This window comes from Clostridioides sp. ZZV14-6154, from assembly GCF_020657785.1.
Classification (GTDB): domain Bacteria; phylum Bacillota; class Clostridia; order Peptostreptococcales; family Peptostreptococcaceae; genus Clostridioides.
This window is the reverse complement of sequence record NZ_JAGWCY010000001.1, coordinates 634,128-659,180: the sequence shown is the minus strand read 5'-3', so window position 1 is coordinate 659,180 and position 25,053 is coordinate 634,128. Positions and strand designations below refer to the sequence as shown.

The window sequence follows — 25,053 nt, the reverse complement described above, 5'->3', positions numbered from 1 at the left end:
ACTATATTATCACTTCCTAGAAAGGGGAGGTATAAAATGGCAAGAATATATGCACAGAAATGTGGGAGTTTAGATATTCAAGATAGATTAGAATTATTGAAATTACTTGGTAAGGCTGGATATACAGTGAGAATAGGTAAGGAGAAACAAAATAGCAAGACAACTTACACTTACTTTGTTGAGTACACAGAAGAGCAGGAAGAAAAATAAAAAGGGGGCTATTAAAATGAATACAATAACTTTAGTTGGGAGATTGGCTGCAGATGCTGAGCTGAAATATCTTCCAAACTCGGGTACACCTAAAATTTTATTTAGGGTAGCGGTAGATAGAAAATACAAAGATAGAGAAGGAAAAAAGAAAGTTGATTTTATACCTTGTGAACAGTTAGGAAAACATGTGGAAAATCTTGTACAGTATCTTACAAAAGGTAAACAGATATACGCTTTTGGAGAATTAAATATAGATAATTACAAAGATGAAAATGGTTGCTGGAAATCTATTACTAAGGTTAATGTAAATGCTTTAGAACTACTTTCTAGTAAAAATGATAATAATGCTAAACAAGAATATGTACCACCAGGATTAGACCCACAAGGTTTTCAAGCGATAGACGATGATGATATACCTTTTTAATTAAGTTAAATAGTCTAGGGAGTAACTATACAATATTACTTCCTAGAAGTTAAAAAATATTGGAGGTAAATAATATGAATGAATTAGTAAAAATAACGGATAAAGAAATAGCAAAATGTATAAAGTTACAAAAAGGATTTGCAAAGAAAAAAGATTACCCTCATTTTGCGCCAAAGGATGGGATTTGCTGTAGATGTGGAAGAAATATTTATCAAAACTATGAGATAAGGTTTTTTAAAGAAACTAGAAACTCAAAAGGATATGCTAATATAGCTGGTAAAGAACTTATAACTGGATGCCCACATTGCAGTAGAACTTTCTGTGATTAAAAATACAAAAATTATTAGGGAGTTAATATAACTATTAACTTCCTAGAAGTTAAAATATTGGAGGTCTAAGAGTGAAATATGAGTGTGAGAAAGCCTTCTTAGAATTTGATAAGGGAAGTTTTGAGATAAATGGTACAAGAACTGAAGAAGTAACGTTCGAGAGTACAGAAATAGACAATCCGTTTGAGCGAGTAAAATATGAAGGGACTTTTGAAATAGTATCTGGATGGGAGTATCTACAAAGAGAAATGTTGTGGCTTAAGATATTGCATTTATCAGCAGGTGTAGCAAAAATAATGCAATATAAAATGTTAGGTATTTTAAAATGAGGAGAGCTGAAATGTTGGGAAAGACAGGAAAAAACAATATTAGTGTTTGTTATCAATGTAGAAATGAAGATATAAGCGAAGATGCTAGATATTGTAAGATTTGTGGAATAGGGTTAAGAGTTATGGAATTAGTGAGTGTTTTTAACTTTGAAACAAGAGAAAAAGAATTTTCATTTTTAACAGGTAAAGAATGTCTTATAGATTTTGGAGATTTAAGAGAAGGCAATATGTGTAAATTATTCTTTGAGAATTCAGAATTAAGAATTATTGGAGTAGAAAATATTTATCAAGATAGTAGAGGTATATTTATTGAAGCTGGTGAGTGCAGCTATGAAATAATATTTAAAGATTTGGAGTGGTAGAATATGGCTAAAATTTGGGTAGATGCTGGAACATTTTTAGAAAGAACTAAGGATATAGAAGATATGTTTGAATTTAATCTAAGAAAAGTAAGGGATAGAAATAAAAAAGCAAATGTAATTGATTTGCGTGTAAATGATGAGGGGCAAGGAAGAAAAGGTAAAAAAGTAGAGTGTTTTAATATTGTGACTGGAGAAACTAAAGTATTTAATACTGCTGTTGAAGCAAGTAAATACGTATATTTTACAGATGTTTATATTGCTCATTTAGCAAGAACAGGTAAGGTTTCTAAAAATGGATGGAAAGCTAGATATATTCAAGAGGTGACAGATGGTATTGGCAAATGTGGAACAAGTAATTAAGTTAGCTGAAAAGATATTAAATAAGAAAAAATGTTCTGTTAATAAAGCTATTGATACAGCTATAAAAATATTAAGTAGATACGAATATGAGGGGATGTTGAAGATTAAATTAGGAAAATAATTTTAATTAAGGAGGCTTGATTATGTTGTATTTAGCAAGAATACAGTTTAAAAGAGAAGAAAATTCAAAGGTTGAAAGTGGATATATGATTGGGGATGGTTTTACTAATTCATGCTTCTTAGATGAAGATTTTAATCCATTATCAAAAGATAAAGATGGTTTTTCACTTTATGACTATAGATTAGACTTTAAGAATCCATTAGAACTTAAATTATAAAAATTCTTAGAAAATAAGGAGAAAATAGGAAATGAAATTAAAAGATATTATAAAACTTGGAGAAAAGTATTACTATTGTCCTAATTGTGGTAATGACAAGATAGGAAACAATGAAGGTAAATTAATAGTTGAAGAACACACATATTATAGAGAATGTTCTTGTGGGTTCAATATATTAATTGATGATAGAAAGGATGAGATATAATGCATATTTCAACGACTATTTTACTACTAATAGGAAGTTTTATAGCTGGTAGAGTTTATGAGAATCATCTGAGAACTAAAAACTGTGAAGAATGTGAAAGTATCATGGAATTTATACAGTCTAACGATTTGTGTGAGTATTGTTCAAAAGAAATTGATACATGTGATAAAAAGTGTTACAAAAACATTTTAAAGAGAAGAAGAAAGCATTATATAGATGGAGAGGATGTTGAAAAGTGAATATCTTAGCTAGTATTGTGCTCATAATAAGTAGCTTTATAGTTGGAAGAGTTTATGAGTATAGATTGAATCTAAAAGAGTGTGAAAATTGCGATAATAAAAGAGGTGTTTAAGAATGAGTAAAGAGGACTTAGATAAAAGAATATGTGATGTAGAGATTGAGTTTCCCAATACACAAACATATAGAGAGTTTATTGTTGAAGCAGAAAAAGAAATAGGAACAGGTTCAGCAGACTTAGATAATATGACAGATGAGGAATTGACTGTGTATTTAGACTTTTTGGATGAATTGTTATTGAAATAAAAAAGAGGAGGGTTTAAGAATGAGTAAAGTTATACAATGTGATTTCTGTAAGCAAATATTTGAAAAATATAATGGAGAATGTATTGAGCTATACAAAAAGGATTGTAGCAAAGGAGTACTTGGGATGGATAAACACATATGCCCAACTTGTTATGAAAAATTCATTAAAGGGAAAATAGAGAAAGTAGAAAATGCTAAAAGATTTAAGGATAAATTAATAGACTTTTTGTTTGAACATGAGATTTGTGACTGTTGTGCTTGTGATTGTATGTTTGTTTCTGATGACGAAAAAAAATGCAGGGCAGGAATTAGAGAATGGGTTGAAAATGAGGTGGAAGAGTAATGAATAAGCTTTATATATGTAGCTCAAAAGGGCTAGAAGAAGTTGAAATATTAGAAGAAACAAAAGGTAGATTCAAAGTAGGAGGGAATAGTCAATATTTAAGAGTTATTAATAAAAGTGGACTCGATGTCAAATGTGCTGGTTATGTTGCTTCTTTAAATAGAGATAGAGCTATAAAAATTTGGAATGATGAAATAAGCAAAAAAATAGAAAGATTAAAAGGATTTTTATATACAGAAAATATCTAAGTGAAACAGTTTAGAGAGTTGCAAAATGTCTTTTAATATAAATTATTGTTGAAGTGTTTTGTGACTCTCAAAACTGAAATAAAGGAGTATTTAAAATGAAAAAATATAAAATTAAATTTGAGGAAAAAGTGACTTTGGAACATGAGGTTATAGTTGAAATACCAAAACAAACAAATATAAAAGATGTTTGCGATTGTATAGAACATAAATGCCAAAGAATATATGATATAGCAGATTATATAAGAGAATTTAATGGGAGACAAATAGATTTTACAGAAGATACTAGTGGAGAGACTAAAATGGTAGTTGAATCATTTAGAGAGTGCAAGGAGTGATTTTATGAAGTATATCGCAAGTTTTAGTGGAGGAAAAGATTCTGCTGCAATGCTCCTTCTAATATTAGAAAAAAAGCTTCCATTAAATGAGATTGTTTTCATAGACACAGGACTAGAATTTAAAGAAATCTATGACATAATAGATGATTTTGAAAAAAGAATAAACTTTAAAATAACAAGAATTAAAGCAGAAAAAACCTTTGAAGAATACTTTTATACAGTAAATGAAAAAGGCAAGCGTAAGGGGCAGATATGGGGTTTTCCATATACTCTAGGGGCATGGTGTAATAGTAGATTAAAGATTGCTCCTGCTAATAAATATTTTAATAAATTAGGAGAGCATAAGAGGTACATTGGGATTGCTTATGATGAACCTAATAGATATAAAAGACTAGAAAAAAACTTTATAGCACCACTTTACAATGAGAAAATGACTGAAAAAGATTGCTTAAAGTATTTAGAAGAAAAAGGTTTTTACTATGAGATTCATCATAGATTTAAACGAACTGGTTGTTACTTATGCCCTAAACAAAGCTTAGAGAGCCTTAGAACTCTAAGAAGATATTATCCAGATTTGTGGGGGGGTATGCTTAAACTAGACAAAGATAGCCCAACGACTTTTAAAGCTAATGGAACTACAGTGCATGACTTAGAAAAGCGATTTAGTAATGAAGATATAGAAAATGAAAGACAGATAAGTTTCTTTCAAACAGAGAAGGTGAGCACATGACTAATAAAGAAATGTGCAAGTCAAAAAATCTTGATGAAAGAGAAGTGTATAAGAAATTTGGGAAAGAGATTTGTGGTAGTTGCATAAATGATAAGGTAGATTGCGAAAGCAAAGATTGTGATACAACATATAAAAATTGGTTAGAAAAGGAGATTTAAAAATGAAAATAAATTTAAATGATATTCCAGAAGGATATAAAGTAGCTGTTATTCCTATACTTGAGGCTATAAAGAGAGCGAAAGAAGATGAAAAAGAATTAAGAGAATATTTAAAGGAAATAGAAGAGTGTAAAAAAATAAATATATCAATTGTAAGAAAAAATGGTACTAAAATACCGCTTACTTTTACAAATAAAGAATTAAATATTCGCTTAAAAGAAGAAATTAAACTAGCTATTAAATGTATAAAAGAAGAAGCTACTGAAATAAAAGAATTATTAATTAAAATGGAAAGTGAAGGAAACAAATAGTCTAGGTTTAAATAATTTAAGTAGTCAAGGTAAGTTTGTGAATGAAACTAGAAGTTTATAGACTTACTTTGACTTATAAAAGGAGTGGAAATTATGAAAGAATATAAAGTAAAGATACCATTTACAGGAGATATATTTGTTGATGTAAAGGCTGAAAATAAAGAAGATGCTGTTAAATTAGCTGTTAAAGAAGCATCACTAGATTGTGCTGGAGAATGGTTTACAGATGATGAAAACATACAAGTAGAAGAAATAAAATATAAACTTTGAGGGTGATTATATGATACATGAATTGCAAATATCTTCTAGTACTTTTAAAGATGTAATCAAGAATAAAAAACAAATCGAAGTAGAATATACAACAGATTTTAAAGCTGGAGATACAGTTATATTACAGTCGTTTAAGGATAAAAAATTTACAGGAATTGAAGTAAACAAAGAGGTTGAGTATTTTATTAAGCTTGGAAATGGTTATGTTGAGTTAGGAATAAAATAAAAAAATAAGGAGAGATAATGAAAGTTAATTTTACAATAGATGGAGAACCAAAGGCAAAAGCACGTCCTAGAATGAGTACATCGACTAGTAAAGCATACACAACCGAACAAACTGTACTTTATGAAAATTGGATTAGACTCATGTATAACTCTACAGTAAAACATTTCTTTGATGGAAATGTGAAAATGACAGTTATTTGTTACTTTGACATTACTAAAAAAGATAGAGAAGCACTACAGAAAAATAAGGTAAACACTAAAGCTTACAAGGATGCTATAGACAAGATAGAAGGGTTAATAAGACCAAGTAAAAAGCCCGATTTAGATAATATAATCAAGTCTGTAGCTGATAGTTTGAATGGTATAGCCTATAAAGACGATTCTCAAATTGTAGAGGTAGTTAGTAAGAAATATTATAGTGATAAACCAAGGGTTGAGGTTGAGTTGGAGGATGTTATTTAACCAACGAAAAAATCGGTTCGTTAGAGTATAGATTTAGTTTTTCATAAAAATGTGAAAAAGCTAAATAAAGAATATATCAAATGACAAAGGAGAGATAGATTATGAATGAAAATATAAATAAAGAAATAACAGTACTTGGAACTTTAGAAGTTGAGGGAATGAAATTCCATGATATAGAGGGTGGATTTGGAAAAGGCAAGAAAGCAATGCTAGTAAAGGATATAGCTGAGATACATAATAGAGAACTTAAACATGTAAATGAGCTAATTAATAGTAATATAAAGAGATTTAAAACAAATGTAGATATTATAGATTTGAAAGTGAGTCGTTCTGAGCGACTAGGTGATTTAAAGGCTAATCCTTCAAAAGGATTAGGTTACGAGGATGTTGGATATAGTAAACAATCTTTTAATCAGTCAAGAAATATTTACTTGTTATCTGAAAGAGGTTATTCAAAACTACTAAAGATATTGGAAGATGATAAGGCTTGGGAACAATACGAGAAAATAGTTGATGGATATTTCTCTATGAGAAAGGAATTAAATAATCCTCTTTTAAGTGCATCAAAAGAGTTAAAGGCTATATTTATGCTAGATAAGAAACAAGAAGTCTTAGAGACTAAAATAGAGAGTGTTAATGAGAAGTTAGAGAATTTTATGGATGATGCACCACTTTTTAACGTTGAGTGTGAGTGTATTGTTAAAGAAGTTAAGAGAGTAGCAACAAAATCACTTGGTGGACATGGTAGTAGGGCTTATAAAAATAAGTCTCTAAGAGGTAAAGTTTATAGTGATATATACCATCAAATTAAGCGAGAATTTGGAGTAGAAAGTTATAAGGCTATAAAGCGTTGTCAGTTAGATAAGGTACTGGAAATAGTAGATAATTATAAGTTACCTACAGTTATTGAAGAAGAAATAAGATTATTAAATAGTCAATTATCAATAGTAAGTTAAAGGAGGAGTAGACTTTTCATCTTTAAAGAGGAAAACTTCAAATAGTTAATTAAAAAGAGAAAAGGAGTGCTTTCACACTCCACTTGTCAAAAATATAAAACTTTTATATACAAATATTATTATAACATAAATAATTGATAGGAGTGTGTGAGTATGTCTAAAACTAAAAAAGAGTTTTTTAATGCAACTAAGAAACAACTTTCTAATTATAAACAATTAAATGCAAATATAATAAAACTAAAAAAAGAAATACAAATGTTAAAAGATAATTCAGTTGGGGATTTAATGAAAGGTGTAAGTTATGATAGTGTCAAAACAGGAAAAACAAACAAAACTAGTAATATGATTGAGGATGCTATTGTTAATATATCAGACTTAATAACAGAAAAAGAAATTGAATTGTACGAAATAGAGATAATTAAATCAACAATAGATATGGCTATAAGGAATTTAAAACCTATACACAAGCAAATTATAACTTATAAGTATGTTGAAGGTTTAGAATGGAGTTTAATGGTTGATAAGGTATATTTAGAGGAAAGACAATTAAGAGAAAGAGCTAATCAAGCTATTAACTCAATATCAATAGCGTTGTTTGGAAAAAAGGCAATGGTGGAGCAAGAACCTCTATTTGAAATGTTAGATTACAAACTAAATTAGCTTATGATTTTAATTGCCGAAAATGTGCCGTTTTTTTAATTTTAGACATGAGATAATAGTATTGTGGAAATGAAAGATTTCTCTCTCAAAACTAAATATATATTAGGCTAGGGTTAAGGGATTACTCTAGCTTATATGAACAGACTAGGCAGGGCGTGAGGACGCTGTTAGTTCAATTCTAACTATGTTCAAAAGGTATTAATACACTATATGTAGATATGCTGGATTAAAACGGAATTTAATTCAAATGTCTAAAGGAGTGGGGCTTGGTAACCTCACTCAACATGCAGGTACTGGTGTTTAATCTAAGTTCGATTCTTAGAACTTGCAACATAATATATACCTCCCCCATAAAAGGCTGAGTTAGGGTAAACTTAGCCTTTTATTTTTTAAAAGAAGGAAAATGAATTTAATTGTCGTATAAATTAATAAAAAAAGGATGTGAGGTAATATGGGGATATTAGAAGGTGCTGAGTTAATTAGAGATATAGCGCAGAGAATTTCAAGAGAAAAAGGAATAACAGAACAGGAAGTTTGGAATGAAGCTGTAAAAGAGTTTAAAGAAAAATATGAGTGTTTAGTTTAAAGAGTCATCTTTGTAGGTGGCTCTTTTATTATATTCAAAATTCAAACAGGAGGTCTTAAATTGAACAAAAGAGAAGTAGTTTATCTTAATTTAGAAGATATAAATCCTATGATATATTTAAAATATTTTTAGAATAATTATAAATTTATATTAATAAACGACTGTAAGAGTGGACTTGTTTTATAGTATAATAAATTAATATATTATGCAAAGAATTAAGGAGAGATACTTATGCAGACTTTAGATGTATACATGAAAAAATTATGTCCACAATATCTAATAAAACATAGTGAAATCGTTGATGAAGTAGTTGTTGATGTACGTACATCGATAGAATATGGTAGTATAGCCAAATTAGAACATAATATCTCTGTTATTAATGAAAAAGAATATGACTTCCTGCACAGGTATAAACCCATTGCAGGAATTGTTGTCTTATATGGTTTAATAAAAAATCATAAAAAAATAAAAGATAGGCTCCTATCTATTAGCGATAACAATAGTAAAAAGATAATAATTGCTTGCTCTAGAGGTAGGCTTCGTAGTCCAATTGTTTGGATGTATTCTAAATATTTAAAAATAGATTCTAAAGTATTAATGGATGGAATACACTCTCTAAAAAATAATTCTAAAAAGTGAAAATTTGATTATTTTGTAGTTGTCGAATACTTTTTGAAGGATATTGACCTTTGAAGTTGAATTTTATACTTTGGAGGGGATGAATATGGATGACTTTGGGCAAATACAAGAACTTGCAAAATCATTAGGTTGGTTATCTACAGCTATAACACTTATAATTACATTTTATAAAAATAGTCAGAAAAAGATAGAAAGCTATGAAGAAATGTATTTTAACGAAATATTGCTACCTTATATTGATAAATATAGAAAAAATAACAATATATCTTCTATTGAATTTCTAAATGATAAAAATAGCCTAATGAATTGCTATATACCTAGCTATATCTTCTATATTATTGATAATGAGGATTCATTAAAACTACATAAAATTTTAATGGTTGATTACTGGAAGAATTATAATTCAAGTTTGAACAATATAAATAAAAAATTTGGTAAATTATCTAGTATTTCTGATTTTGTTCAAATTTTTTTCTTTATATTTTTTATGGTATTTTGTATTTTGCTTGCTCTTTTATGTGCACTTGCTGTCGTAATTGAATTTTTGACTGTTTCAAGTATAAATATCACTATAATAAAATTTTTGGGGTTTTCTATAGGAAATATAATAATATTCTTTGTGTTAAAAAATTCAACTAAAAAAAGTTTTAATGAACTTAAAGATGATTATACAGTAAAAAAGGAAAAAATAGAAAAAATCATAGAAAAAAAAGAAAAGGAATATAATTGTAACTATACTAATTACTATATTAACTAAAGAACTCTAACCGGAGTTCTTTTTTTGTTCCCAAAACGACAAACAAACGAGGTGGTGGTATGAATGAAAAGGCAGATTTAGCCCACGAAGATTACTTAAAAGGACTCAAATACAAGGAAATAGCTGAAAAACATAATGTAAGTTTATCAACTGTAAAATCATGGGCAACTAGATACTGGAAACAAAAAGGTTGCAACCAACCAAAAAAAGTTGCAACCAAAAAGAGAGGTGCTCCTATAGGTAATAAAAATGCCACTGGTCCACCTGGTAATAAAAATGCTGAAAAGTTTGGTTTCTTCTCAAAATACTTACCCGAAGAAACCCAAGACTTAATTAATGAGATAAAAAACAAAGATAAATTTGATATTCTTTGGGAACAGATAACAATACAATATGCAGCAATAATAAGAGCACAGAAGATAATGTATGTTAAAGATAAAGAAGAAATGATTAAGGAAGTTAAAAAGTCTAAGGTTAAAACTAGTGATAGAAAAACAGAAAAGACATCTACTAATTCACAGGAAGAAGAGTATGAATGGGAATTCCAATTTGCATGGGATAGGCAAGTATCTTTTCTTAATGCACAGAGTAGGGCTATGAGTGAACTTAGGAGTTTAATTAAACAATATGATGAAATGATTCATAAGGATTGGAATTTGGCTACAGAGGAGCAGAAAGCTAGAGTTGAGAAGTTAAAATGTGAAGTTGATAACCTAAATAAAGATGATACAGACAAAGAAATAACTGTAAGAGTTATGAAAGCGAGTGGAGAAAATGGAAAGTAAATTTATATCTAATGACCATTTTTATGATTTTATATTTAACTGGGATTACAAATTTTATTTTTTGGTTGGAGGATATGGAAGTTCAAAGAGTTATCATGTTGCAACTAAATTAATCATTAAGCTTCTTGAAGAAAAAAGAAAAGCTTTAGTGGTAAGAGAAGTATATGACACAATGAGAGATAGTTGTTTTTCTTTATTAGAAGAAGTTGCAGAAAGTATGGGTTTAGGATATATATTATCATTTAAAACAAGTCCTATGAGAGTTATTTTTCCTAATGGAAGTAAGATAATTTTTAAAGGAATGGATAATCCAGCTAAACTGAAATCAATAAATGGTGTATCTATAATATGGCTAGAAGAGTGTTCGGAAGTTAAATACACTGGTTTTAAAGAGCTTTTGGGACGTTTAAGACACCCCAGTTTATCCAATCATATAATTTGTTCAACTAACCCAATTGGCGAAGATAACTGGACCTATAAACATTTTTTTAGAGATGAAGAAAAAGACAGATTTGTATTAGATGATACTGTGTTATATAAAAATAGAATAGTAACAAAGAATAATACATATTATCATCATTCAGTTGCAGATGATAATTTTTTTCTGCCAGAAAGTTATATTGAACAGCTTGATGAAATGAAAGAATATGACTACGACTTATACAGAATAGCAAGGAAAGGAAGGTTTGGTGTAAACGGAACTAAAGTATTGCCACAGTTTGAAGTTATGGAGCATCAAGAAGTTATAAATAAAATATCCAATATACCACAAAGATATTATAAAGTTGGATTCGATTTTGGATTTGAGAAATCATATAATGCACTTTTAAGATTAGCTATAGACCATGAGAACAAATATCTATATATTTACTGGGAGTATTATAAGAACCAAACTACAGATGATGTGACTGTTAAAGATATTAAAGAATTTAAAGATACTCAAGAACTAATAAAAGCTGATGTTGCTGAACCTAAGACTATAAAATATTTTAGACAACAAGGTTTTAATATATTTGGTGCTAAGAAATATGCTGGAAGTAGACTACAAAATACTAAGAAGATTAAGAGATTTAAAAAGATTTATTGCTCAAGTGAGTGTAAACACACAATAAAAGAGTTAAAGAACCTAACATATGCTACAGATAAAAATGGAAACTTGATATATGATGAATTTAATATAGACCCTCATACATTTAGTGCTATATGGTATGCACTTGATGGTTATGAGGTATCAGATATTAAAGAATTAAAATATAGTAATGATATTTATAACAAAGGTTTAGGATTGAAGAAAAATAATATACAAAATCAATATAATAAGAAAGGAGGAATTATATTCTAGTGGATAGTGTAAAAAATACTTTGCTTGGTTTGACATCTGAACAAAAAAAAGAAATGAGAAGAATAAAAGAAGATTATTTTTTTTACAAAGGTGCAATTAGTGAAGAAGATAAGAATAAACTTGATAAAAGCTTGTTAGGTCAAAGTTGGATTGTAAATGATGATTTGGACTATGTTCCAACACAATTAATTGATAATAAAATAGAGCCATTAATTAAAAAACAAGCAAGATTTTTTTTAGGAAAAGAACCTAATTTGTTATTTAAAGCTAGAGATAAAAAAGACAAGGAAGATTGTGAGAATTTAAGAATTTTTATTGATGATATATTAGATGATAATAAATTTTGGAGCGAAACATTAAAAGCTTTTAGGATTGCAACAGTAACTAAAAGGGTACTTTTGAGAGTTGAAGCCAACAAAAAAGAGCCAATTAGTTTATATTATCATGACTCAAGCGACTTTAATTATGAAGTTGATATGAAAGGTAATCTAACTAAAGTTGTAGTGGTTCGATTTATAAGTAAAATGGATGATGATAATTTATACAATAGATATACTTATTATTTAGAAAATGATGTATGTAAGTTTAAAATAGAACAGTTCAAAGAAAAAGATTTAAGTAATCCTATTAGTGTTGAAACATGCAATACAATATTTACAAAAATACCATGTATCTTATTTTTAAATGAAAGCGACCTAATAAATACAAGAGGTCAAAGTGACATAACACAGTTAAAAGAACTTCAAAATCAACTTAACAGAAGGGTTTCTGATTTTTCAGACGCTCTAAGATTTCAAATGTTTGGTCAGACTGCTATTATAGATGCTACTGAGGAAACTGTAAATAAAACCAAAATAGCTCCTAATGCATTGATGCCACTAAAAAGTAATGATTCAAGCGAAAATGGTAAACAAGCACAAGCAAAAAGGGTTGAAAGTTCATTTCCTAGTGCTGAACCAATTAATATGTTTTTAAAAAGGCTTGAAGATAGTATGTCAGATAAATTGAGTATTCCAAAGCCCGAACAGCTTCTTAACATTCCTAGCGCAAAAGCTTTGAAGTATATTTATTATGATTTAATAGCTAGATGTTACGAGAAGTGGAATGATTGGGAACCAGGTATTAAATTATTGATTAGTTTAATAATCGAAGCGTGTGACAAACTTAATTGTTATAATAACTATGATAAAACTTGGACTAAACTAGACTATTTAATAGTTTTAGAAAAGAAATTCCCAATACCCGAAGATGAGGAAGACAACAAGCGTTTAGCAATGGAGGAAGTTAACAATAATGTCAGAAGTCATAGAAGTTATATAAAAGACTTTGGCAGTGATGATGATTATGAAACATCTTTTAATGAAGTATTAGAAGATATTGAAAAAATACAATCAGTAGAGCAAGACCAGTTCAGAAAAGACGCAGATATAGAGATTGATAATATTGATGAAGAATTAAATAATGAATCTAATAATAAAAATTCTAATAAGAATACTGAAGAATAACAAGGTATTAATATGAAAGACAACTCTTATACAAAAAAAGTTCTTGAAGCTAGAAAAAAGCTTTTATTATTAGATGAAAAAGTACAATTAGAGATATTAAATGTCTACAAAGATGCTAGTAAAATCATTTTAAATGACATTGCTAAGAATAAAGAATTAAATCTAAGTACTAAATACTTAAAAAAGCTAAATAAATCAATCGAGAAGTACATTAATGAGTTAAAACAAAGACTAGTACCTATTACAGAAAAAAGCGTAATAGAAGCTTCTAATATATCTAAAGAATTGCAGATGTATTACTATCAATCAATAGTTCCAAATACAGCTATGAACCTTGCATGTGATGTTATGTGTATAAAGACAACTACTAACGTTGTGGAAAAAATAGTTGCAGGTAACTTTTATAAAGACAAAAGGTCATTAGATAGTAGAATTTGGGGCTATAGTAATAAAAATAGAAAAGATATTGATAGATTGATAAAAGCTAATGTTGCAAGAGGTGCTAATGCAAAGACTTTAGCAAAGAACTTAGATAATTATGTTAATCCAGCTAGAAAAACAGAAGCTAAAACGCTAGAAGTTGGAATGAATAAAAGTATATCTTATCAAGCTCAAAGACTTGCTAGAACCTCTATAACACATGCCTTTGTAGAAACAAGTGTTCAAAATGCAATAAAGAATCCTTTCTGCGTAGGACTAAAATGGAATTTAAGCTCACAACATTATATTAGACAAGTAAAGTGGAGGGGGGAGGATGAATGTGACGAGTATGCAGAACAAAATCGTTTTGGGTTAGGTGAGGGAGTTTTTCCACCCGAAAAGTATCCTATTCCACACCCTAATTGTTTGTGTTATCCAGTTCAAGTAATTGTACCAATCAATGAAGCTTCTAAGATGATGAATGATTGGGCAACGGGTGGAGATAATGATACTCTTGATAGTTGGTTTGATGGTATAATACATCAAAATAATAGCGCTCCAATCATTAAGAAACAAAGAAATAAAAAGAATAAAATAACTGCAAATAGTAAAGAGGATAGAATTAAAAAGAACATTACTAATTCAATCAAGAATAAGTCAAAGAAAGCACCTAAACAGGTTCAAAAATATATCAATAAGTATGTAAATCCAAACAGAATAATAATAGATAATAGTCAAAAAATACCTTTTATTTATTATACTAAGGTTGATTTAGTTGGTATTAATCCAAACATCAGGGAATTTAAATCATATAATAAAGAAGCTGCTTTACTTCATGAGTTTGCACATAGAATTGATATAAAAGAAATTAAGAGTTATAATAATATTAAGTTCCAAAAAGCTATTGAAAGTAGCTCTATATATGTTATGAAGAATATTGAAAACTTGCAAAGTATATATACTAATTCTAACGAGCTGTACAATAATGAATTTATTAGTGACATACTAGGAGCATTATCCAATAATGAATTTGAGGATTTATTAGCAACTCATAGCGAAAAGTATTGGAGTAAAAACAGAAATAAAGAGAAAGAAATATTCGCTAATTTATTTACACTAAAATATCAGAATAATAAAGAAATAAATAGTTTTATTAAAGAACATTTAAATAGCTTAGATAAAATATTTAACGAATTGTTAGGAGGGATTTAGATTGCTTGAAGAAATGAGAAAAGATAAAAAGCTGTTAGAGTTGAGACGATTATATAAAGAAAAGTATGGTAAAAATGCACCTGGATTCAACTATGACGAATACAACAGTTATGCTGAGTACAAAGAAAAGTTAAAAGAATTGATACAAAAATAAAGTGAGCACTTATTAATTAAATATTAATGAGTGCTTTTATTATGCTTAATTATAAGGAGGGTATAAAGTATGGAGTCAGAAGAAGAAAGAATAAAATCATTAGTAAGAGAATCTAAAGAAATAAACTGTTTACAAGGAAAGTTAAATAATGAAAAGAAAGAAAAGAATGTTTTAAGGAAAGAGTTAGAGTTATATAAATTGAAATCCCTTTGTAATCCAGTAGTAGATTTTTTAAGAGAAAATTATAATTCTCATTATACATTAATAATAAATGAAAATATAATAAAACTTGTTTCAGATGAAATATCAATACCTAATATGTTTGATTTAAATCTTGTAACAAATGAAGTAGTAAAAAGTTTACGAAAATCATTAAAGGAGGAAATTGAATGTTAGAGTATTTTAAAAAGTTACTTGGAGATGAAGAAGGACAAAAAGTTTATGAAAAATTATCTAAAGATAAAGAAAATAAGCTTCTTTTAGATAATATTAAAAGTCCTAGATACGTTGAAAAGACAGAACTAGAAAATGCTAATAAAGAGATTAAAGAGTATAAAAAGCAAATAGGGGATAGAGATAAGCAACTAAATGATTTACAAGGCAAAGTTAAAGATAACAAAGAGTTATCAGATGAAATTGAAAGTCTTAAAAATGCAAATAAAGAAATTAAAGAAAATGCAGAAAAAGAAATTGAGGTTTTAAAGTTTAATACAGCTTTTGAAAGAGCGATTGAAAGTTATAACCCTCGAAATCCAAAAGCTTTGGCAGCACTGATAAATAAAGAAAATGTTAAATTAATTGATGGTAATTTCATTGGATTAGATGAACAGATAAAAGCTTATCAAGAAAGTGATAGTTATTTATTTAAAGATAAAGAAAATATAAAAATAAAAATAGATGGTAAACCACTTGATAGCTTAGGTTCTACTACATCAAGTGTAGAAGGAAGTGAGAAAAAGAGTCTAGGAGAAAGATTAGCGGCTGAAAAAGCAGAAGCAAGTAAGGCTACAGAAAAACTAGACAGCTTTTTTAAATAAAATATAAGGAGGAATAAAAGATGAGACAAAGCTCAAAAACCATTTCTGTAGGTAAAAAAGACATTAGAGATATAGCAGGGGAACATCATATCAATTTAAATTTCAAGGTAAAAAAGACTGATGTACAAAGTAAATTAGTTGATGGAGTATTACCAGCAGGTACTTTGGTAAATAGTGCTGGGTTACCTGCAAATGATGCAACAACTTATGGTGTGCTATTTAATGAAGTTGATTTTAATGATTCAGAAGGAACAGAAATATTACCAATATTAGTACATGGCTTTCTTAATAAAGCTAGATTAAAAGAATACACAAATGAAGAAATAACTGCTGAAGCTGAAAAAGCAGTAGCAGGAAGAATATTATTTATATAATAGGAGGATGAAAATACTAATGGAATTAAAAAACTTTATAAATTCAAAGGAAATAGCTTTATATATTAAAAATTTACCACCAAGAGTAACTATTGATGAAGCTTTATTTCCAGTAACAAAGCAGCTATCTACAGAGATAGAGATAGCGAAGGGTAGTAAGAAAAATCCAGTTGCATTAAGAATGAGTACATTTAATTCAGCAGCAAAGGTGAGAGCATTAAAAGCAGATGTATCTATAGAGAAAAAAGAAATGCCATTCTTTAAAGAAGCTGTTGGAATTGATGAAAATGACAGAAGACAATTAACTATATATCAAACAGCTAACAATCAAAATTTAGTAGAATTTTTGACTAAAACAGTTTTTGAAAATTATGCGAATCTAGTTGATGGAGCAGGAGTACAAATGACAAGAATGAGAGCGCAATTGATGCAAAAAGGTGAAATAGAAATGATAACTGATGATGGAGATGTTGTTGTTGATTATGATATACCAACTAACCACAAAGAAGTTTTAACAGGAAGTGCAATGTGGAGTGATTCTAAAGCTGATATAGTGGGAGATATAAAAAGATGGCAAAAAGTATTTGTTAATGAAGGCTTAGAAAAACCAACAAGAATGTTATTAACTGAAAAGACCTTCGGATATATAACTCAAAATGAAGCTATAACAAAAGATTTGAAAACTAGAAGCTTTGGAGAAATTATAATTACTGATGAAGATTATATTTCATTTTTAAAGAAAAAGTTAGATTTAGAAGTAGCGATTCTAAATGGAACTTTCTTAAATGAGAAAGGTAATCCTATGAGTTATTATGAAGATAATCTTGTATCCTTGATTCCAAAAGGTTCTATAGGTAAAACTATATTTGGTACTACTCCAGAAGAATTTGACAGTCAATATGGTAGTGGAAAGTTAGATACACAAGTTGTAAAAACTGGTATAGCGATTACAACTATGGTTAAGGAAGATCCTGTTGCAATCGACACAAAAGTGTCTATGGTAGGAATACCAAGTTTTGAACGAGCAGATGATTGTTTCTTTGCTACAGTAGCATCTTAAAAAGGAGTGATATTATGGCTAAAAAGAAAGAGAATTTAATGCAAGTAAAAGCTTTAGTTTACTTAAAATATGATAATGACTGTTACAAAATAGATGATATATTTAAGATTAGAAAAGCTGACCAAGAGCTTATGGAAGAAAAGAGATATATAGAAGTTATAGGAGAAGTTGAAGAAAAGAATAATAATGAGCTTCTTAATAAAGATGGTGAGTAGATATGTCTATTACTGATTTAGATAAACTAAAACTCAATTTGCAAGAAGAAGAGTATCCTTATTTTACAGATGAACAACTTGTGATGTTATTAGAATCTAATGAGAATAATGTTTTAAAAGCTTCATGGAGAGGTTGTTTATTAAAAGGTGCTACAGACGATGAAATAAAAATAGGTCCTATTGAAACTAAGTCTAGCAACAGCTCATATTGGTTGACTCTAGCAGATATATATGAAACTGACTATTTAGAAGAAAAATCAAAGAATGAAACAACTAACACAGGATATAAAACATCTATGACAAGAGCTGATGGACAATGAGAAAGTTAAGAGCTGATAAGATAATAAAGACTATCAATAGAGGAATAGCTTTAAATCCTCAAACAATAACTATAGAGCAGGAAATTAAACAAATAGTGGATGGAGCTATTGATATTACAAATGAAGTAAAAGAACTAACAGTAGTTATATATCCCGAAAAAACTAATGATACAGTAATAAGTAGTGAAACTATTGGTACAGCTTATAAAAATAAAAACTTTGGTATGGTTGCAGATAAAGAAGCTGATTTAAGATTGAATACTGAAAGTGATATAACATTTAAATGTATTGAAGGCACTATGAAACTAAACTATGTAAATCCTATTGTAGTTGAAGGTGAAATCTGTGGTTATATATGTGGTCTTGAAAAGCTAGATTAGAGGTGATTTATTATGAGTGTGTTTACTAAAGCTATAAATGAAATTGATAAGAAAAAGGCTACAATGCCAATTTTGTGTATGAATATAGCTTTTATGTTAGAAGGAGAAGCTAAGAATAGTGCAAAATGGACTGATAGGACAGGGAATGCAAGACAAGGTATAACAGGAACTAGTCTAGGTGGAGGTAACCAATATATTGTTCGTCTAGGTCATGGTGTTGACTATGGAAATGTTTTAGAGGAAGGTTCAGCACCTCATATTATAAAACCAAGAAATGCTAAAGCTTTATTTTGGAATGGAGCTTCACATCCTGTAAAACAAGTACAACATCCTGGCGTCAAAGGTACACATTCTTTAGAGTCTACAGTTAGTAAGAATATATCTAAAATAGGTAAAGCATTAGAAAAACATTGGAGTGATTAAAATTGAAAGATAATTTAGATGATATGAAATTAACAAATGTTACTCTTGATTATTGTGAAGAAAAAAGAATAGGAAAGCTTATTATTGATGGTGTAGACTTCTCTAATAAGGCTACTTCTGTACATTTAGATTTTGAGGGTTGCAGTATACCAATAATAAAAGTGGAACTTGTTTGTGACGAAATAAAATTAAATGGTGACTTTATAGTAAAAAAAGATATTGATAAGTCTATAGAAAAGAAAGTAATTAGTGAAATGTTTAATCGTTGGAGTAAATAAATGAGAGCAGGAATAAGAAAAGCCTTAATTGAGAACATACCAAGAATTAAAGATTGTTATGAACCAACTGTCCCTAATAAAAAAACTATAAAACCTTATATTGTAATTGTCCAAGGTGAAGATGCTGACAATGAAGGCAATGTTATAGGTTTTAGAAGGACTATAAATATTTGGTTATATGAGAAAAGGACTACATTTAATAAACTAGATGAACTTACAAAAGAAGTCATAGAAACTTTAGATTTTAAAACTATAACAGATAATACATCTAACGAGGTATTTACTTGTATTTATGAGGGTGCAGTTGGTCAAGATGTTATAGACGAAGAATGGGAAGCTATAATAAGGTGTCTGAGATTTAGTGTAATAGCTTTAGATGATAAAGAGGATATAACTAATGATAGATGGGTAGAAGCTCTATCTAAGTACACAAAAGATTTATTAGAAATCGAGAGTTACAAAGATAATTGGAAGAAAAACTTTATAGCTCCATGCGCATTATGGCGAACTATAAATGTTGAAAACAAAAGAATAAATTATCATTTGATTGAGATTACTAAAACTATGAAATGTCATGTTGTAAGTAAAAATAAAGATGAAATAGTTAAGCTTCTTGAAGAATTAGAGACTAAGTTAATAATAGATAAGAGAGTAAGGCTTAGAGAAGATAAGAATATGTATTTAACTCTTGTTAGCGTAGTTGAGGATAGGGAATCAGACATGTTTACAACAGGACAATTAACAGTTGTGTTCAAAATGATAGGTAAGATAAAAAGAGAAGGTCCTATTATGGATAAAATTTATAGTAATGGAAATTTAAAATAGGAGGTGTAAGGATTGGCTGAAACAAATAATAAAAAGATTAATGTAAGTAAGCAAGAAGAAAAATATTTGAAAAATGATTTCTTAAAAAATAGTGAAGCACTTGGCTACAAGAAAGAAGTAGTTGCAGGTGCTTTATTTAATTGTAAGAAAGAAGAACTTACAAAATCAGAGTTTGAGAAAGCAATAAAAGAGTTTTTAGAAAGAGAGGTGAAATAGTATATGGCAACTGGAACATGGAATGAAAAAGAGAAAAAAGAAATACCTGGTTTTTACAATCGCTTTAAAACACAAGCAGAAAAGTCTACAAACACAGGTTTAAAGGGTAGATTAGCAATGCCTATTAGGGCTAATTGGGGAGAAGTTGGCAAGGTTGTAACAATAAAAAATGATTTGAGACAGCTTAAAACTCTATTTGGTGATGATATGAGTTATTCAGCCTACAAATTAGGTAAATTAGCTTTGTTAGGGAATGTAAAGGAACTCTTGTTGTATAGGCTTGTAGATGGAAATCAAAAGAAGGGTACATTAACACTAAAAGATGCTACAGAGAATAGTGCAAAAGATGTAATTAAGCTAGAAACTAAGTATCCAACAGCTAGAAACTTTAATGTAACAATAAAATCTAATTTAGTTGATGCAGATAAGAAAGACTTTATATTCTTTGAAAATACTAAACAGTTATTCAGTTCAAGTATTAAAGGTACTATAGATGAAATAGTGCTGGAAATAAATTCAAACTTAGATAATGAATATGTAATTGCAACTAAAGTAGCTGATAGTGATACAACACTAGCAAACTTAGTAAATGTAGCACTTGAAGGTGGTAATGATGGTTGCACATCTATTACTAATGAGTCTTATCTAAAAGCACTAGAAGAATTTGAAAGATATAGTTTTGATAGCTTTGTACTTGATGGTGTAGCTGACGAAGCTTTGCAAGAAACAACAAAGGCGTGGGTAGCTAAAAATAAGGAGCTAGGAAAAGATATATTATTATTTCTAGGTGGGAAAAAAGAGGATAATATAAAACAGATAAATGATAAATCAAAAGGTTTTAATGATGAAAATATAGTTAACATTGGAAGTTCAGCTTATTATGAGGGAATAAAATATACACCTAGTGAAGTAGCTGTTTATATAGGAGCATTGGCAGTAAGCAAAGGTATAACAGGAAGTATATGTAATGCCAAGACTATATTTGAAGAAGTAGAACCAAGATTAAGTCAATCAGAAGTTAAAGAGTGTTTGAAAAGTGGTACTTTAATCTTAGACTTTGATGATGGAGATGTGATTATAGTTGATGATGTAAACACATTTAAAAAGTATGTAGACGATAAAAACGAAGCAATGGGATATATCTCTAATATCATGTTTATTAACACTATAAATAAAGATACTTCATTAAAAAGAAAAGAGTTTGTAGGTAAGATATTTAATGATGCAACAGGTCAAACAACTGTTATATGTGCATTGAAGAAATATTTTGAAGAATTGATGAGTCAAGGTATTATATCTGAATTTAATGTTGATATAGATACAGAGCTTCAAGCAACTGCCAAAGCTGATGAGTTTTATTGGAAATGGGATGCTGTTAAGGTTGATGTGATGAAAAAAATATATGGTACAGGATACCTAGGATAAAGGAGGTTATAAATTATGTATAATGATGATTATATAGAAGAAGCCAGTTTTCTGAATGGTTCCGATGTAGTTATACTTATTGATGGTGTAGAAGAGCTATACATGGAAGAAATAAAAGCTGATTTTGAGCAAGATGAGCAAAGTATCAAACTGTTAGGTTGTCAAAATGAAATATCAAGAGTTGGGACTACTAAGGGTTCATTCTCTTTAAGTGGATATAAAGTAAGCTCAAAATTCGCAAAGTTAGGTTTTAAATCTTTTGAAATAATATATAAATTAACAAACTCACAAACACTGGGATATGAAAGTATTAGATTAAAAAATTGTAGATTAAAGAAAATACCGCTTATAAATTCAAAAGCTGGTGAAGATGTAAAGATAGAGCTAGAAGGAAGTTATAGAGGATATGATTTATTAAATGAGCTTTAAAACAAAACAGTGCTGCACTCAAAGCTATGAACAATTAATTTTGTTTGTAGCTTTTTAAAATTAAAAATATTGGAGGAATAGTATGTCAGAGATATATAAAAGAGAGTTAGAAAATGAAGTAGAAGATAATGATTTAGATGAAGAAATAGAAGAAACAAATGAAGATAGATTGAAGATGAAAGAGGATGAAATAATAGCAAAGCTATTGGAGGATTCACCAGTACCTCAGAGAACTGTGTTTTTAGATAGATTAGGAATACCAATTACTTTGAAAGCATTAACAGAAAAAGAGATTAGTAAAATAAGAAAAGATTGCACTAAAATTGTAAAGGTCCAAGGGCGAAGAGAAGAAAAATTAAATGATGATGAGTTTACTCTAGCATTAATAGAAAAAGGAACTGTAAAACCTAATTTTTCTAATCAAAAATTACTTGATGCTATGAAAGTAACAAATGCTAGAGAATTTATAAAGAGAAAATTCTTAGCTGGAGAATTAAGCAAAATAAGCGACCAAATATTGGAATTATCTGGCTTTTATGATGAGATAAGTGATGATGATATAAAAAACTAATAAAAATGGGGGGACGACTGACTGTTTTAAATAACATCTTTGTTAAACATCATGTTCCCCCAGATGTTTATGTTAAGAAAAATTTAATGTCTCAACGCTTAATGAAAGTATTTACTCAAAATGAAATAGAGCAAGAGAATAAAGCTATGAAAAAATAAATATGTGTAGAAAGGTAGGTGAGGGAAATAGCTAAAAAGGAAATGTATCATATTGATGTTGTCATAAGTGCAAAAGGTGACGGAGAAACAAAAAGCAAACTAAGTGCTATGGAAAAATACATGAAGCAGACAGAAAAAAGGATGCAGACACTTAATAGAATAAAAGTTAATCCTGCTATAAAAGCTACAGATAAAGCTTCAAGTGTTGTAAATAGAGTTAATAACAATATGAATAAAGCAAAAAAAACTGTTACAGCTAGAATAAAAGCTACAGATAACGCGAGTCCAGTAGCCAATAGAGCTAGTAATAATGTTAATAAAGCTAGAAAGACAGTAACAGCAAGGTTGAAAGCTACAGATAATGCGAGTTCTACTGTTAACAAAGTTAATAATAAGATAAAAGAAGTTGCTAAGCCTGTACCTCCCGTGATAATTCGAGGGCAGGACGAAACTAGTTCTATAATAGATAAAGTGAAAGCTAAGATTCAGAACTTAAAAGCTGATACTATCATAAAAATAAAGTCTCAAGCTGATGAAGCTATAAATACTATTTCTCGAACTAAAAATAAATTACAAGAATTTGTGGGCAAGAGATATGAAGCAGTGGTTAAGATTAGAGATGAAGCTAGTTCAGCACTTGGAGGTCTTACGGGGAAAATAAACTCTTTTGTGAGTGGAGCTATTAGTAAATTTGCTCAATTGGCTACTGTGGCAGGAGCTTTGATAGGTGGAATTGGTGTAGGTTCTGCTGTAAAAGGATTTGCTACTTTTGAACAAAGTATGAAAAATGCACAAGCTGTAAGTGGAGCAACAGGAAAAGAAATGGAAGCTTTAACTGCAAAAGCTAGACAACTTGGGAGAGAAACTTCATTTACAGCAACAGACGCAGGGAACGCTTTTTATTATATGGGTATATAACATGCTCAGCTATAGAGAAATCTATAGTTAAAAATAGTGGGTTAAAATTGGAAAGCTAAATATAAATTTATATATGCTAATCAATTACCAATTTGTTTTGGAAACAAACAAAAGGTTTAGAGACTAGATAAAGTAAGCTAAGTAGATTTAAATTTTATATGTTGAAATATCCACGAAATCCACTACCCTAACGTAAAGACGAGGGTAAAGAGATAGTCCAACTCTAAGAGAAACCTTAGTTCTAAGATAAAGAGCTTAGATAATAAAGCAAGATGGCAGGCTGGAAGTCTGGTCAAATGATAAAAGCAATTCCTGACGTTCTTAACTTGGCAGCAGCAGGAGGAACAGATTTGGCACTAACGTCTAAAGTATATTGGACAGCTATAGAGAGATTTATAGTAAAAAATATGGGGTTAAAATAGGGAAGCCTAAGTCCTTAATGGATATGGTAATCTATTGCCACTTTATTTAGAAATAGGTAAAAGGCTTAACGACTAGATTAGTAATCTAAGTCCTTATGGATATGATGAAAGTCCACGAAATCCCACACCCTAACGTAAAGTCGAGGGTGATGAAATAGTCTGAACTATATAGAAATATATAGAAGCTAAGATAAAGAGCTTAGTGTATAACAGAATGGATATAGTGACGGATGGTTTAACTGCGTTGGGTTTAACGGCAAATGATACAACTGAATTTGTCGACGTAATGGCAGCAACAATAACTAATTCTAATACAAGTGTTGAACTCATGGGTGAATGTATTGCCCATGTAAAAGCTATTTAATTCGGTGAACCCTAAGTTAATTTTTTAATATGGGAATACCGAGCGAAGCTAGTTTGGAAACGACTAGAACGTGTAACGACTAGACAAAGTATACTAAGTAAAAGTATTTTTATATGTTGAAATGTCCACGAACAGTAGCTATCGAATTTCTAAATTTGATAAAGATATAGTCTGAACTATATAGAAATATATAGAAGTAAAGGATAAAGAACCTTTGCGATAACAAAATTGGAGACATTCAAATATGTTGGCTCTATGGGTGGAGCTTTGGGCGTATCTATGAAAGACCTTTCATTAGCTACAGGGCTAATGGCGAGTGCATCTGTTAAAGGTAGATAAGACTGCCGTTCTAAATAGTGATGTTTAGAATTATAATTGGGTAAAATCGGTGAAGGCTAAGTTTAATTTAATTGAATATGTTAATACCGAGATAACTATAA

At 29.3% G+C, this 25,053-nt stretch carries 46 protein-coding genes; all 46 read left to right on the top strand.

What is annotated here, in order from left to right; genetic code table 11:
• The first annotated feature begins 36 nt into the window (after positions 1-36).
• The 46 genes from KGF45_RS03340 to KGF45_RS03120 all read left to right on the top strand — a co-directional run bounded on the left by KGF45_RS03340 (position 37) and on the right by KGF45_RS03120 (position 24,249).
• On the top strand, positions 37-210 hold the full coding sequence (locus KGF45_RS03340; RefSeq protein WP_021369343.1) for a hypothetical protein: 174 nt from the start codon (positions 37-39) through the stop codon (positions 208-210).
• Positions 211-226: 16 nt separating this feature from the next.
• On the top strand, positions 227-634 hold the full coding sequence (locus KGF45_RS03335; RefSeq protein WP_077745233.1) for a single-stranded DNA-binding protein: 408 nt from the start codon (positions 227-229) through the stop codon (positions 632-634).
• 74 nt (positions 635-708) lie between these two features.
• Positions 709-963 carry a hypothetical protein gene (locus KGF45_RS03330; protein WP_227841842.1) on the top strand — a complete coding sequence of 85 codons (255 nt, stop codon included), beginning with the start codon at positions 709-711 and terminating at the stop codon, positions 961-963.
• Positions 964-1,034: 71 nt separating this feature from the next.
• Positions 1,035-1,292 (top strand): hypothetical protein, encoded by a 258-nt coding sequence (locus KGF45_RS03325; RefSeq protein WP_227841841.1) that lies wholly within the window; start codon positions 1,035-1,037, stop codon positions 1,290-1,292.
• An 11-nt stretch (positions 1,293-1,303) separates the two neighbouring features.
• On the top strand, positions 1,304-1,654 hold the full coding sequence (locus tag KGF45_RS03320) for a hypothetical protein (RefSeq protein WP_227841840.1): 351 nt from the start codon (positions 1,304-1,306) through the stop codon (positions 1,652-1,654).
• A gap of 3 nt (positions 1,655-1,657) precedes the next feature.
• Entirely contained in the window at positions 1,658-2,014 is a 357-nt protein-coding gene (locus KGF45_RS03315) for a hypothetical protein (protein WP_227841839.1), read from the top strand.
• Positions 1,983-2,135, top strand: a complete 153-nt coding sequence (locus KGF45_RS03310; RefSeq protein WP_227841838.1) for a hypothetical protein — start codon at positions 1,983-1,985, stop codon at positions 2,133-2,135. Before KGF45_RS03315 ends, KGF45_RS03310 begins: the two co-directional genes overlap by 32 nt.
• 22 nt (positions 2,136-2,157) lie before the next feature.
• Positions 2,158-2,352 (top strand): hypothetical protein, encoded by a 195-nt coding sequence (locus KGF45_RS03305; protein ID WP_021360304.1) that lies wholly within the window; start codon positions 2,158-2,160, stop codon positions 2,350-2,352.
• A 31-nt stretch (positions 2,353-2,383) separates the two neighbouring features.
• On the top strand, positions 2,384-2,557 hold the full coding sequence (locus tag KGF45_RS03300) for a DUF3797 domain-containing protein (protein WP_227841837.1): 174 nt from the start codon (positions 2,384-2,386) through the stop codon (positions 2,555-2,557).
• Positions 2,557-2,796: a hypothetical protein gene (locus KGF45_RS03295; RefSeq protein ID WP_227841836.1), complete on the top strand. Its 240-nt coding sequence runs from the start codon at positions 2,557-2,559 to the stop codon at positions 2,794-2,796. Before KGF45_RS03300 ends, KGF45_RS03295 begins: the two co-directional genes overlap by 1 nt.
• A gap of 115 nt (positions 2,797-2,911) precedes the next feature.
• Positions 2,912-3,100, top strand: a complete 189-nt coding sequence (locus KGF45_RS03290) for a hypothetical protein (protein ID WP_227841835.1) — start codon at positions 2,912-2,914, stop codon at positions 3,098-3,100.
• Positions 3,101-3,119: 19 nt separating this feature from the next.
• Entirely contained in the window at positions 3,120-3,443 is a 324-nt protein-coding gene (locus KGF45_RS03285) for a hypothetical protein (protein WP_227841834.1), read from the top strand.
• Complete coding sequence (locus KGF45_RS03280) at positions 3,443-3,691, top strand: hypothetical protein (protein ID WP_227841833.1); 249 nt, start codon at positions 3,443-3,445, stop codon at positions 3,689-3,691. Before KGF45_RS03285 ends, KGF45_RS03280 begins: the two co-directional genes overlap by 1 nt.
• Positions 3,692-3,786: 95 nt before the next feature.
• Positions 3,787-4,026 (top strand): hypothetical protein, encoded by a 240-nt coding sequence (locus tag KGF45_RS03275; RefSeq protein WP_227841832.1) that lies wholly within the window; start codon positions 3,787-3,789, stop codon positions 4,024-4,026.
• Between the two features lie 4 nt (positions 4,027-4,030).
• Positions 4,031-4,756 carry a phosphoadenosine phosphosulfate reductase family protein gene (locus KGF45_RS03270; protein WP_227841831.1) on the top strand — a complete coding sequence of 242 codons (726 nt, stop codon included), beginning with the start codon at positions 4,031-4,033 and terminating at the stop codon, positions 4,754-4,756.
• Positions 4,753-4,914 (top strand): hypothetical protein, encoded by a 162-nt coding sequence (locus KGF45_RS03265; protein WP_077726723.1) that lies wholly within the window; start codon positions 4,753-4,755, stop codon positions 4,912-4,914. Before KGF45_RS03270 ends, KGF45_RS03265 begins: the two co-directional genes overlap by 4 nt.
• A gap of 2 nt (positions 4,915-4,916) precedes the next feature.
• Positions 4,917-5,225, top strand: a complete 309-nt coding sequence (locus KGF45_RS03260; RefSeq protein WP_009894720.1) for a hypothetical protein — start codon at positions 4,917-4,919, stop codon at positions 5,223-5,225.
• Positions 5,226-5,318: 93 nt separating this feature from the next.
• The gene (locus tag KGF45_RS03255) at positions 5,319-5,495 is read left to right on the top strand and encodes a hypothetical protein (protein ID WP_227841830.1); all 177 of its coding nucleotides are present in this window, start codon (positions 5,319-5,321) and stop codon (positions 5,493-5,495) included.
• 10 nt (positions 5,496-5,505) lie between these two features.
• Positions 5,506-5,721, top strand: a complete 216-nt coding sequence (locus tag KGF45_RS03250) for a DUF3850 domain-containing protein (protein WP_227841829.1) — start codon at positions 5,506-5,508, stop codon at positions 5,719-5,721.
• Positions 5,722-5,738: 17 nt separating this feature from the next.
• The gene (locus KGF45_RS03245; protein WP_227841828.1) at positions 5,739-6,182 is read left to right on the top strand and encodes a RusA family crossover junction endodeoxyribonuclease; all 444 of its coding nucleotides are present in this window, start codon (positions 5,739-5,741) and stop codon (positions 6,180-6,182) included.
• Positions 6,183-6,283: 101 nt separating this feature from the next.
• Positions 6,284-7,138 (top strand): ORF6C domain-containing protein, encoded by an 855-nt coding sequence (locus KGF45_RS03240; RefSeq protein WP_227841827.1) that lies wholly within the window; start codon positions 6,284-6,286, stop codon positions 7,136-7,138.
• A 153-nt stretch (positions 7,139-7,291) separates the two neighbouring features.
• On the top strand, positions 7,292-7,798 hold the full coding sequence (locus tag KGF45_RS03235) for a hypothetical protein (protein WP_227841826.1): 507 nt from the start codon (positions 7,292-7,294) through the stop codon (positions 7,796-7,798).
• 451 nt (positions 7,799-8,249) lie between these two features.
• On the top strand, positions 8,250-8,384 hold the full coding sequence (locus tag KGF45_RS20020; protein WP_255615488.1) for a hypothetical protein: 135 nt from the start codon (positions 8,250-8,252) through the stop codon (positions 8,382-8,384).
• Positions 8,385-8,615: 231 nt separating this feature from the next.
• On the top strand, positions 8,616-9,023 hold the full coding sequence (locus KGF45_RS03230; protein ID WP_227841825.1) for a hypothetical protein: 408 nt from the start codon (positions 8,616-8,618) through the stop codon (positions 9,021-9,023).
• Between the two features lie 85 nt (positions 9,024-9,108).
• Positions 9,109-9,780 carry a hypothetical protein gene (locus KGF45_RS03225; RefSeq protein WP_227841824.1) on the top strand — a complete coding sequence of 224 codons (672 nt, stop codon included), beginning with the start codon at positions 9,109-9,111 and terminating at the stop codon, positions 9,778-9,780.
• Positions 9,781-9,839: 59 nt separating this feature from the next.
• Positions 9,840-10,565, top strand: coding sequence for a phage terminase small subunit (terS, locus tag KGF45_RS03220; RefSeq protein WP_227841823.1), 726 nt, complete (start codon positions 9,840-9,842; stop codon positions 10,563-10,565).
• Positions 10,555-11,907, top strand: a complete 1,353-nt coding sequence (locus KGF45_RS03215; protein ID WP_227841822.1) for a PBSX family phage terminase large subunit — start codon at positions 10,555-10,557, stop codon at positions 11,905-11,907. The genes terS and KGF45_RS03215 overlap by 11 nt, the downstream gene beginning before the upstream one ends.
• On the top strand, positions 11,907-13,412 hold the full coding sequence (locus KGF45_RS03210) for a phage portal protein (RefSeq protein WP_227841821.1): 1,506 nt from the start codon (positions 11,907-11,909) through the stop codon (positions 13,410-13,412). The genes KGF45_RS03215 and KGF45_RS03210 overlap by 1 nt, the downstream gene beginning before the upstream one ends.
• Before the next feature lie 12 nt (positions 13,413-13,424).
• On the top strand, positions 13,425-15,044 hold the full coding sequence (locus tag KGF45_RS03205; protein ID WP_227841820.1) for a hypothetical protein: 1,620 nt from the start codon (positions 13,425-13,427) through the stop codon (positions 15,042-15,044).
• Between the two features lies 1 nt (position 15,045).
• The gene (locus KGF45_RS03200; RefSeq protein ID WP_021370617.1) at positions 15,046-15,198 is read left to right on the top strand and encodes a hypothetical protein; all 153 of its coding nucleotides are present in this window, start codon (positions 15,046-15,048) and stop codon (positions 15,196-15,198) included.
• A 69-nt stretch (positions 15,199-15,267) separates the two neighbouring features.
• Positions 15,268-15,594, top strand: a complete 327-nt coding sequence (locus KGF45_RS03195; protein ID WP_227841819.1) for a hypothetical protein — start codon at positions 15,268-15,270, stop codon at positions 15,592-15,594.
• Positions 15,588-16,235 carry a phage scaffolding protein gene (locus tag KGF45_RS03190; protein WP_227841818.1) on the top strand — a complete coding sequence of 216 codons (648 nt, stop codon included), beginning with the start codon at positions 15,588-15,590 and terminating at the stop codon, positions 16,233-16,235. Before KGF45_RS03195 ends, KGF45_RS03190 begins: the two co-directional genes overlap by 7 nt.
• Positions 16,236-16,255: 20 nt before the next feature.
• Positions 16,256-16,609 carry a hypothetical protein gene (locus KGF45_RS03185; RefSeq protein WP_227841817.1) on the top strand — a complete coding sequence of 118 codons (354 nt, stop codon included), beginning with the start codon at positions 16,256-16,258 and terminating at the stop codon, positions 16,607-16,609.
• Between the two features lie 7 nt (positions 16,610-16,616).
• Positions 16,617-17,669 carry a major capsid protein gene (locus tag KGF45_RS03180; protein ID WP_227841816.1) on the top strand — a complete coding sequence of 351 codons (1,053 nt, stop codon included), beginning with the start codon at positions 16,617-16,619 and terminating at the stop codon, positions 17,667-17,669.
• A gap of 14 nt (positions 17,670-17,683) precedes the next feature.
• Positions 17,684-17,884, top strand: coding sequence for a hypothetical protein (locus KGF45_RS03175; RefSeq protein WP_227841815.1), 201 nt, complete (start codon positions 17,684-17,686; stop codon positions 17,882-17,884).
• Between the two features lie 2 nt (positions 17,885-17,886).
• Positions 17,887-18,204: a hypothetical protein gene (locus tag KGF45_RS03170; RefSeq protein WP_227841814.1), complete on the top strand. Its 318-nt coding sequence runs from the start codon at positions 17,887-17,889 to the stop codon at positions 18,202-18,204.
• Positions 18,201-18,584, top strand: coding sequence for a hypothetical protein (locus KGF45_RS03165; RefSeq protein ID WP_227841813.1), 384 nt, complete (start codon positions 18,201-18,203; stop codon positions 18,582-18,584). The genes KGF45_RS03170 and KGF45_RS03165 overlap by 4 nt, the downstream gene beginning before the upstream one ends.
• Positions 18,585-18,596: 12 nt before the next feature.
• Positions 18,597-19,007 (top strand): hypothetical protein, encoded by a 411-nt coding sequence (locus KGF45_RS03160; protein ID WP_227841812.1) that lies wholly within the window; start codon positions 18,597-18,599, stop codon positions 19,005-19,007.
• Between the two features lie 2 nt (positions 19,008-19,009).
• Positions 19,010-19,285 (top strand): hypothetical protein, encoded by a 276-nt coding sequence (locus KGF45_RS03155; protein WP_077707432.1) that lies wholly within the window; start codon positions 19,010-19,012, stop codon positions 19,283-19,285.
• Entirely contained in the window at positions 19,286-20,110 is an 825-nt protein-coding gene (locus KGF45_RS03150; protein WP_227841811.1) for a hypothetical protein, read from the top strand. It begins immediately after the preceding gene.
• 12 nt (positions 20,111-20,122) lie between these two features.
• Positions 20,123-20,326, top strand: a complete 204-nt coding sequence (locus KGF45_RS03145; protein ID WP_227841810.1) for a hypothetical protein — start codon at positions 20,123-20,125, stop codon at positions 20,324-20,326.
• A gap of 3 nt (positions 20,327-20,329) precedes the next feature.
• On the top strand, positions 20,330-21,751 hold the full coding sequence (locus KGF45_RS03140; protein ID WP_227841809.1) for a phage tail sheath subtilisin-like domain-containing protein: 1,422 nt from the start codon (positions 20,330-20,332) through the stop codon (positions 21,749-21,751).
• 15 nt (positions 21,752-21,766) lie between these two features.
• On the top strand, positions 21,767-22,180 hold the full coding sequence (locus tag KGF45_RS03135; protein ID WP_077726382.1) for a phage tail tube protein: 414 nt from the start codon (positions 21,767-21,769) through the stop codon (positions 22,178-22,180).
• A gap of 82 nt (positions 22,181-22,262) precedes the next feature.
• Positions 22,263-22,751, top strand: a complete 489-nt coding sequence (locus tag KGF45_RS03130) for a phage tail assembly chaperone (protein ID WP_227841808.1) — start codon at positions 22,263-22,265, stop codon at positions 22,749-22,751.
• A gap of 200 nt (positions 22,752-22,951) precedes the next feature.
• Positions 22,952-23,827: a hypothetical protein gene (locus tag KGF45_RS03125; protein WP_227841807.1), complete on the top strand. Its 876-nt coding sequence runs from the start codon at positions 22,952-22,954 to the stop codon at positions 23,825-23,827.
• Positions 23,828-24,099: 272 nt separating this feature from the next.
• A complete protein-coding gene (locus tag KGF45_RS03120) occupies positions 24,100-24,249 on the top strand; it encodes a hypothetical protein (RefSeq protein ID WP_207670996.1) in 150 nt (49 codons plus the stop codon).
• The last annotated feature ends 804 nt before the right edge of the window (positions 24,250-25,053 follow it).

What these genes read in the sequence shown, in the direction of transcription:
- KGF45_RS03340 (WP_021369343.1), top strand. Translation starts at nt 37, where the DNA reads ATGGCAAGAATATATGCACAGAAATGTGGGAGTTTAGATATTCAAGAT.
- KGF45_RS03335 (WP_077745233.1), top strand. Translation starts at nt 227, where the DNA reads ATGAATACAATAACTTTAGTTGGGAGATTGGCTGCAGATGCTGAGCTG.
- KGF45_RS03330 (WP_227841842.1), top strand. Translation starts at nt 709, where the DNA reads ATGAATGAATTAGTAAAAATAACGGATAAAGAAATAGCAAAATGTATA.
- KGF45_RS03320 (WP_227841840.1), top strand. Translation starts at nt 1,304, where the DNA reads ATGTTGGGAAAGACAGGAAAAAACAATATTAGTGTTTGTTATCAATGT.
- KGF45_RS03315 (WP_227841839.1), top strand. Translation starts at nt 1,658, where the DNA reads ATGGCTAAAATTTGGGTAGATGCTGGAACATTTTTAGAAAGAACTAAG.
- KGF45_RS03310 (WP_227841838.1), top strand. Translation starts at nt 1,983, where the DNA reads ATGGTATTGGCAAATGTGGAACAAGTAATTAAGTTAGCTGAAAAGATA.
- KGF45_RS03305 (WP_021360304.1), top strand. Translation starts at nt 2,158, where the DNA reads ATGTTGTATTTAGCAAGAATACAGTTTAAAAGAGAAGAAAATTCAAAG.
- KGF45_RS03300 (WP_227841837.1), top strand. Translation starts at nt 2,384, where the DNA reads ATGAAATTAAAAGATATTATAAAACTTGGAGAAAAGTATTACTATTGT.
- KGF45_RS03295 (WP_227841836.1), top strand. Translation starts at nt 2,557, where the DNA reads ATGCATATTTCAACGACTATTTTACTACTAATAGGAAGTTTTATAGCT.
- KGF45_RS03290 (WP_227841835.1), top strand. Translation starts at nt 2,912, where the DNA reads ATGAGTAAAGAGGACTTAGATAAAAGAATATGTGATGTAGAGATTGAG.
- KGF45_RS03285 (WP_227841834.1), top strand. Translation starts at nt 3,120, where the DNA reads ATGAGTAAAGTTATACAATGTGATTTCTGTAAGCAAATATTTGAAAAA.
- KGF45_RS03280 (WP_227841833.1), top strand. Translation starts at nt 3,443, where the DNA reads ATGAATAAGCTTTATATATGTAGCTCAAAAGGGCTAGAAGAAGTTGAA.
- KGF45_RS03275 (WP_227841832.1), top strand. Translation starts at nt 3,787, where the DNA reads ATGAAAAAATATAAAATTAAATTTGAGGAAAAAGTGACTTTGGAACAT.
- KGF45_RS03270 (WP_227841831.1), top strand. Translation starts at nt 4,031, where the DNA reads ATGAAGTATATCGCAAGTTTTAGTGGAGGAAAAGATTCTGCTGCAATG.
- KGF45_RS03265 (WP_077726723.1), top strand. Translation starts at nt 4,753, where the DNA reads ATGACTAATAAAGAAATGTGCAAGTCAAAAAATCTTGATGAAAGAGAA.
- KGF45_RS03260 (WP_009894720.1), top strand. Translation starts at nt 4,917, where the DNA reads ATGAAAATAAATTTAAATGATATTCCAGAAGGATATAAAGTAGCTGTT.
- KGF45_RS03255 (WP_227841830.1), top strand. Translation starts at nt 5,319, where the DNA reads ATGAAAGAATATAAAGTAAAGATACCATTTACAGGAGATATATTTGTT.
- KGF45_RS03250 (WP_227841829.1), top strand. Translation starts at nt 5,506, where the DNA reads ATGATACATGAATTGCAAATATCTTCTAGTACTTTTAAAGATGTAATC.
- KGF45_RS03245 (WP_227841828.1), top strand. Translation starts at nt 5,739, where the DNA reads ATGAAAGTTAATTTTACAATAGATGGAGAACCAAAGGCAAAAGCACGT.
- KGF45_RS03240 (WP_227841827.1), top strand. Translation starts at nt 6,284, where the DNA reads ATGAATGAAAATATAAATAAAGAAATAACAGTACTTGGAACTTTAGAA.
- KGF45_RS03235 (WP_227841826.1), top strand. Translation starts at nt 7,292, where the DNA reads ATGTCTAAAACTAAAAAAGAGTTTTTTAATGCAACTAAGAAACAACTT.
- KGF45_RS20020 (WP_255615488.1), top strand. Translation starts at nt 8,250, where the DNA reads ATGGGGATATTAGAAGGTGCTGAGTTAATTAGAGATATAGCGCAGAGA.
- KGF45_RS03230 (WP_227841825.1), top strand. Translation starts at nt 8,616, where the DNA reads ATGCAGACTTTAGATGTATACATGAAAAAATTATGTCCACAATATCTA.
- KGF45_RS03225 (WP_227841824.1), top strand. Translation starts at nt 9,109, where the DNA reads ATGGATGACTTTGGGCAAATACAAGAACTTGCAAAATCATTAGGTTGG.
- terS (WP_227841823.1), top strand. Translation starts at nt 9,840, where the DNA reads ATGAATGAAAAGGCAGATTTAGCCCACGAAGATTACTTAAAAGGACTC.
- KGF45_RS03215 (WP_227841822.1), top strand. Translation starts at nt 10,555, where the DNA reads ATGGAAAGTAAATTTATATCTAATGACCATTTTTATGATTTTATATTT.
- KGF45_RS03205 (WP_227841820.1), top strand. Translation starts at nt 13,425, where the DNA reads ATGAAAGACAACTCTTATACAAAAAAAGTTCTTGAAGCTAGAAAAAAG.
- KGF45_RS03195 (WP_227841819.1), top strand. Translation starts at nt 15,268, where the DNA reads ATGGAGTCAGAAGAAGAAAGAATAAAATCATTAGTAAGAGAATCTAAA.
- KGF45_RS03190 (WP_227841818.1), top strand. Translation starts at nt 15,588, where the DNA reads ATGTTAGAGTATTTTAAAAAGTTACTTGGAGATGAAGAAGGACAAAAA.
- KGF45_RS03185 (WP_227841817.1), top strand. Translation starts at nt 16,256, where the DNA reads ATGAGACAAAGCTCAAAAACCATTTCTGTAGGTAAAAAAGACATTAGA.
- KGF45_RS03180 (WP_227841816.1), top strand. Translation starts at nt 16,617, where the DNA reads ATGAAAATACTAATGGAATTAAAAAACTTTATAAATTCAAAGGAAATA.
- KGF45_RS03175 (WP_227841815.1), top strand. Translation starts at nt 17,684, where the DNA reads ATGGCTAAAAAGAAAGAGAATTTAATGCAAGTAAAAGCTTTAGTTTAC.
- KGF45_RS03170 (WP_227841814.1), top strand. Translation starts at nt 17,887, where the DNA reads ATGTCTATTACTGATTTAGATAAACTAAAACTCAATTTGCAAGAAGAA.
- KGF45_RS03165 (WP_227841813.1), top strand. Translation starts at nt 18,201, where the DNA reads ATGAGAAAGTTAAGAGCTGATAAGATAATAAAGACTATCAATAGAGGA.
- KGF45_RS03160 (WP_227841812.1), top strand. Translation starts at nt 18,597, where the DNA reads ATGAGTGTGTTTACTAAAGCTATAAATGAAATTGATAAGAAAAAGGCT.
- KGF45_RS03150 (WP_227841811.1), top strand. Translation starts at nt 19,286, where the DNA reads ATGAGAGCAGGAATAAGAAAAGCCTTAATTGAGAACATACCAAGAATT.
- KGF45_RS03140 (WP_227841809.1), top strand. Translation starts at nt 20,330, where the DNA reads ATGGCAACTGGAACATGGAATGAAAAAGAGAAAAAAGAAATACCTGGT.
- KGF45_RS03135 (WP_077726382.1), top strand. Translation starts at nt 21,767, where the DNA reads ATGTATAATGATGATTATATAGAAGAAGCCAGTTTTCTGAATGGTTCC.
- KGF45_RS03130 (WP_227841808.1), top strand. Translation starts at nt 22,263, where the DNA reads ATGTCAGAGATATATAAAAGAGAGTTAGAAAATGAAGTAGAAGATAAT.
- KGF45_RS03125 (WP_227841807.1), top strand. Translation starts at nt 22,952, where the DNA reads ATGTATCATATTGATGTTGTCATAAGTGCAAAAGGTGACGGAGAAACA.
- KGF45_RS03120 (WP_207670996.1), top strand. Translation starts at nt 24,100, where the DNA reads ATGGCAGGCTGGAAGTCTGGTCAAATGATAAAAGCAATTCCTGACGTT.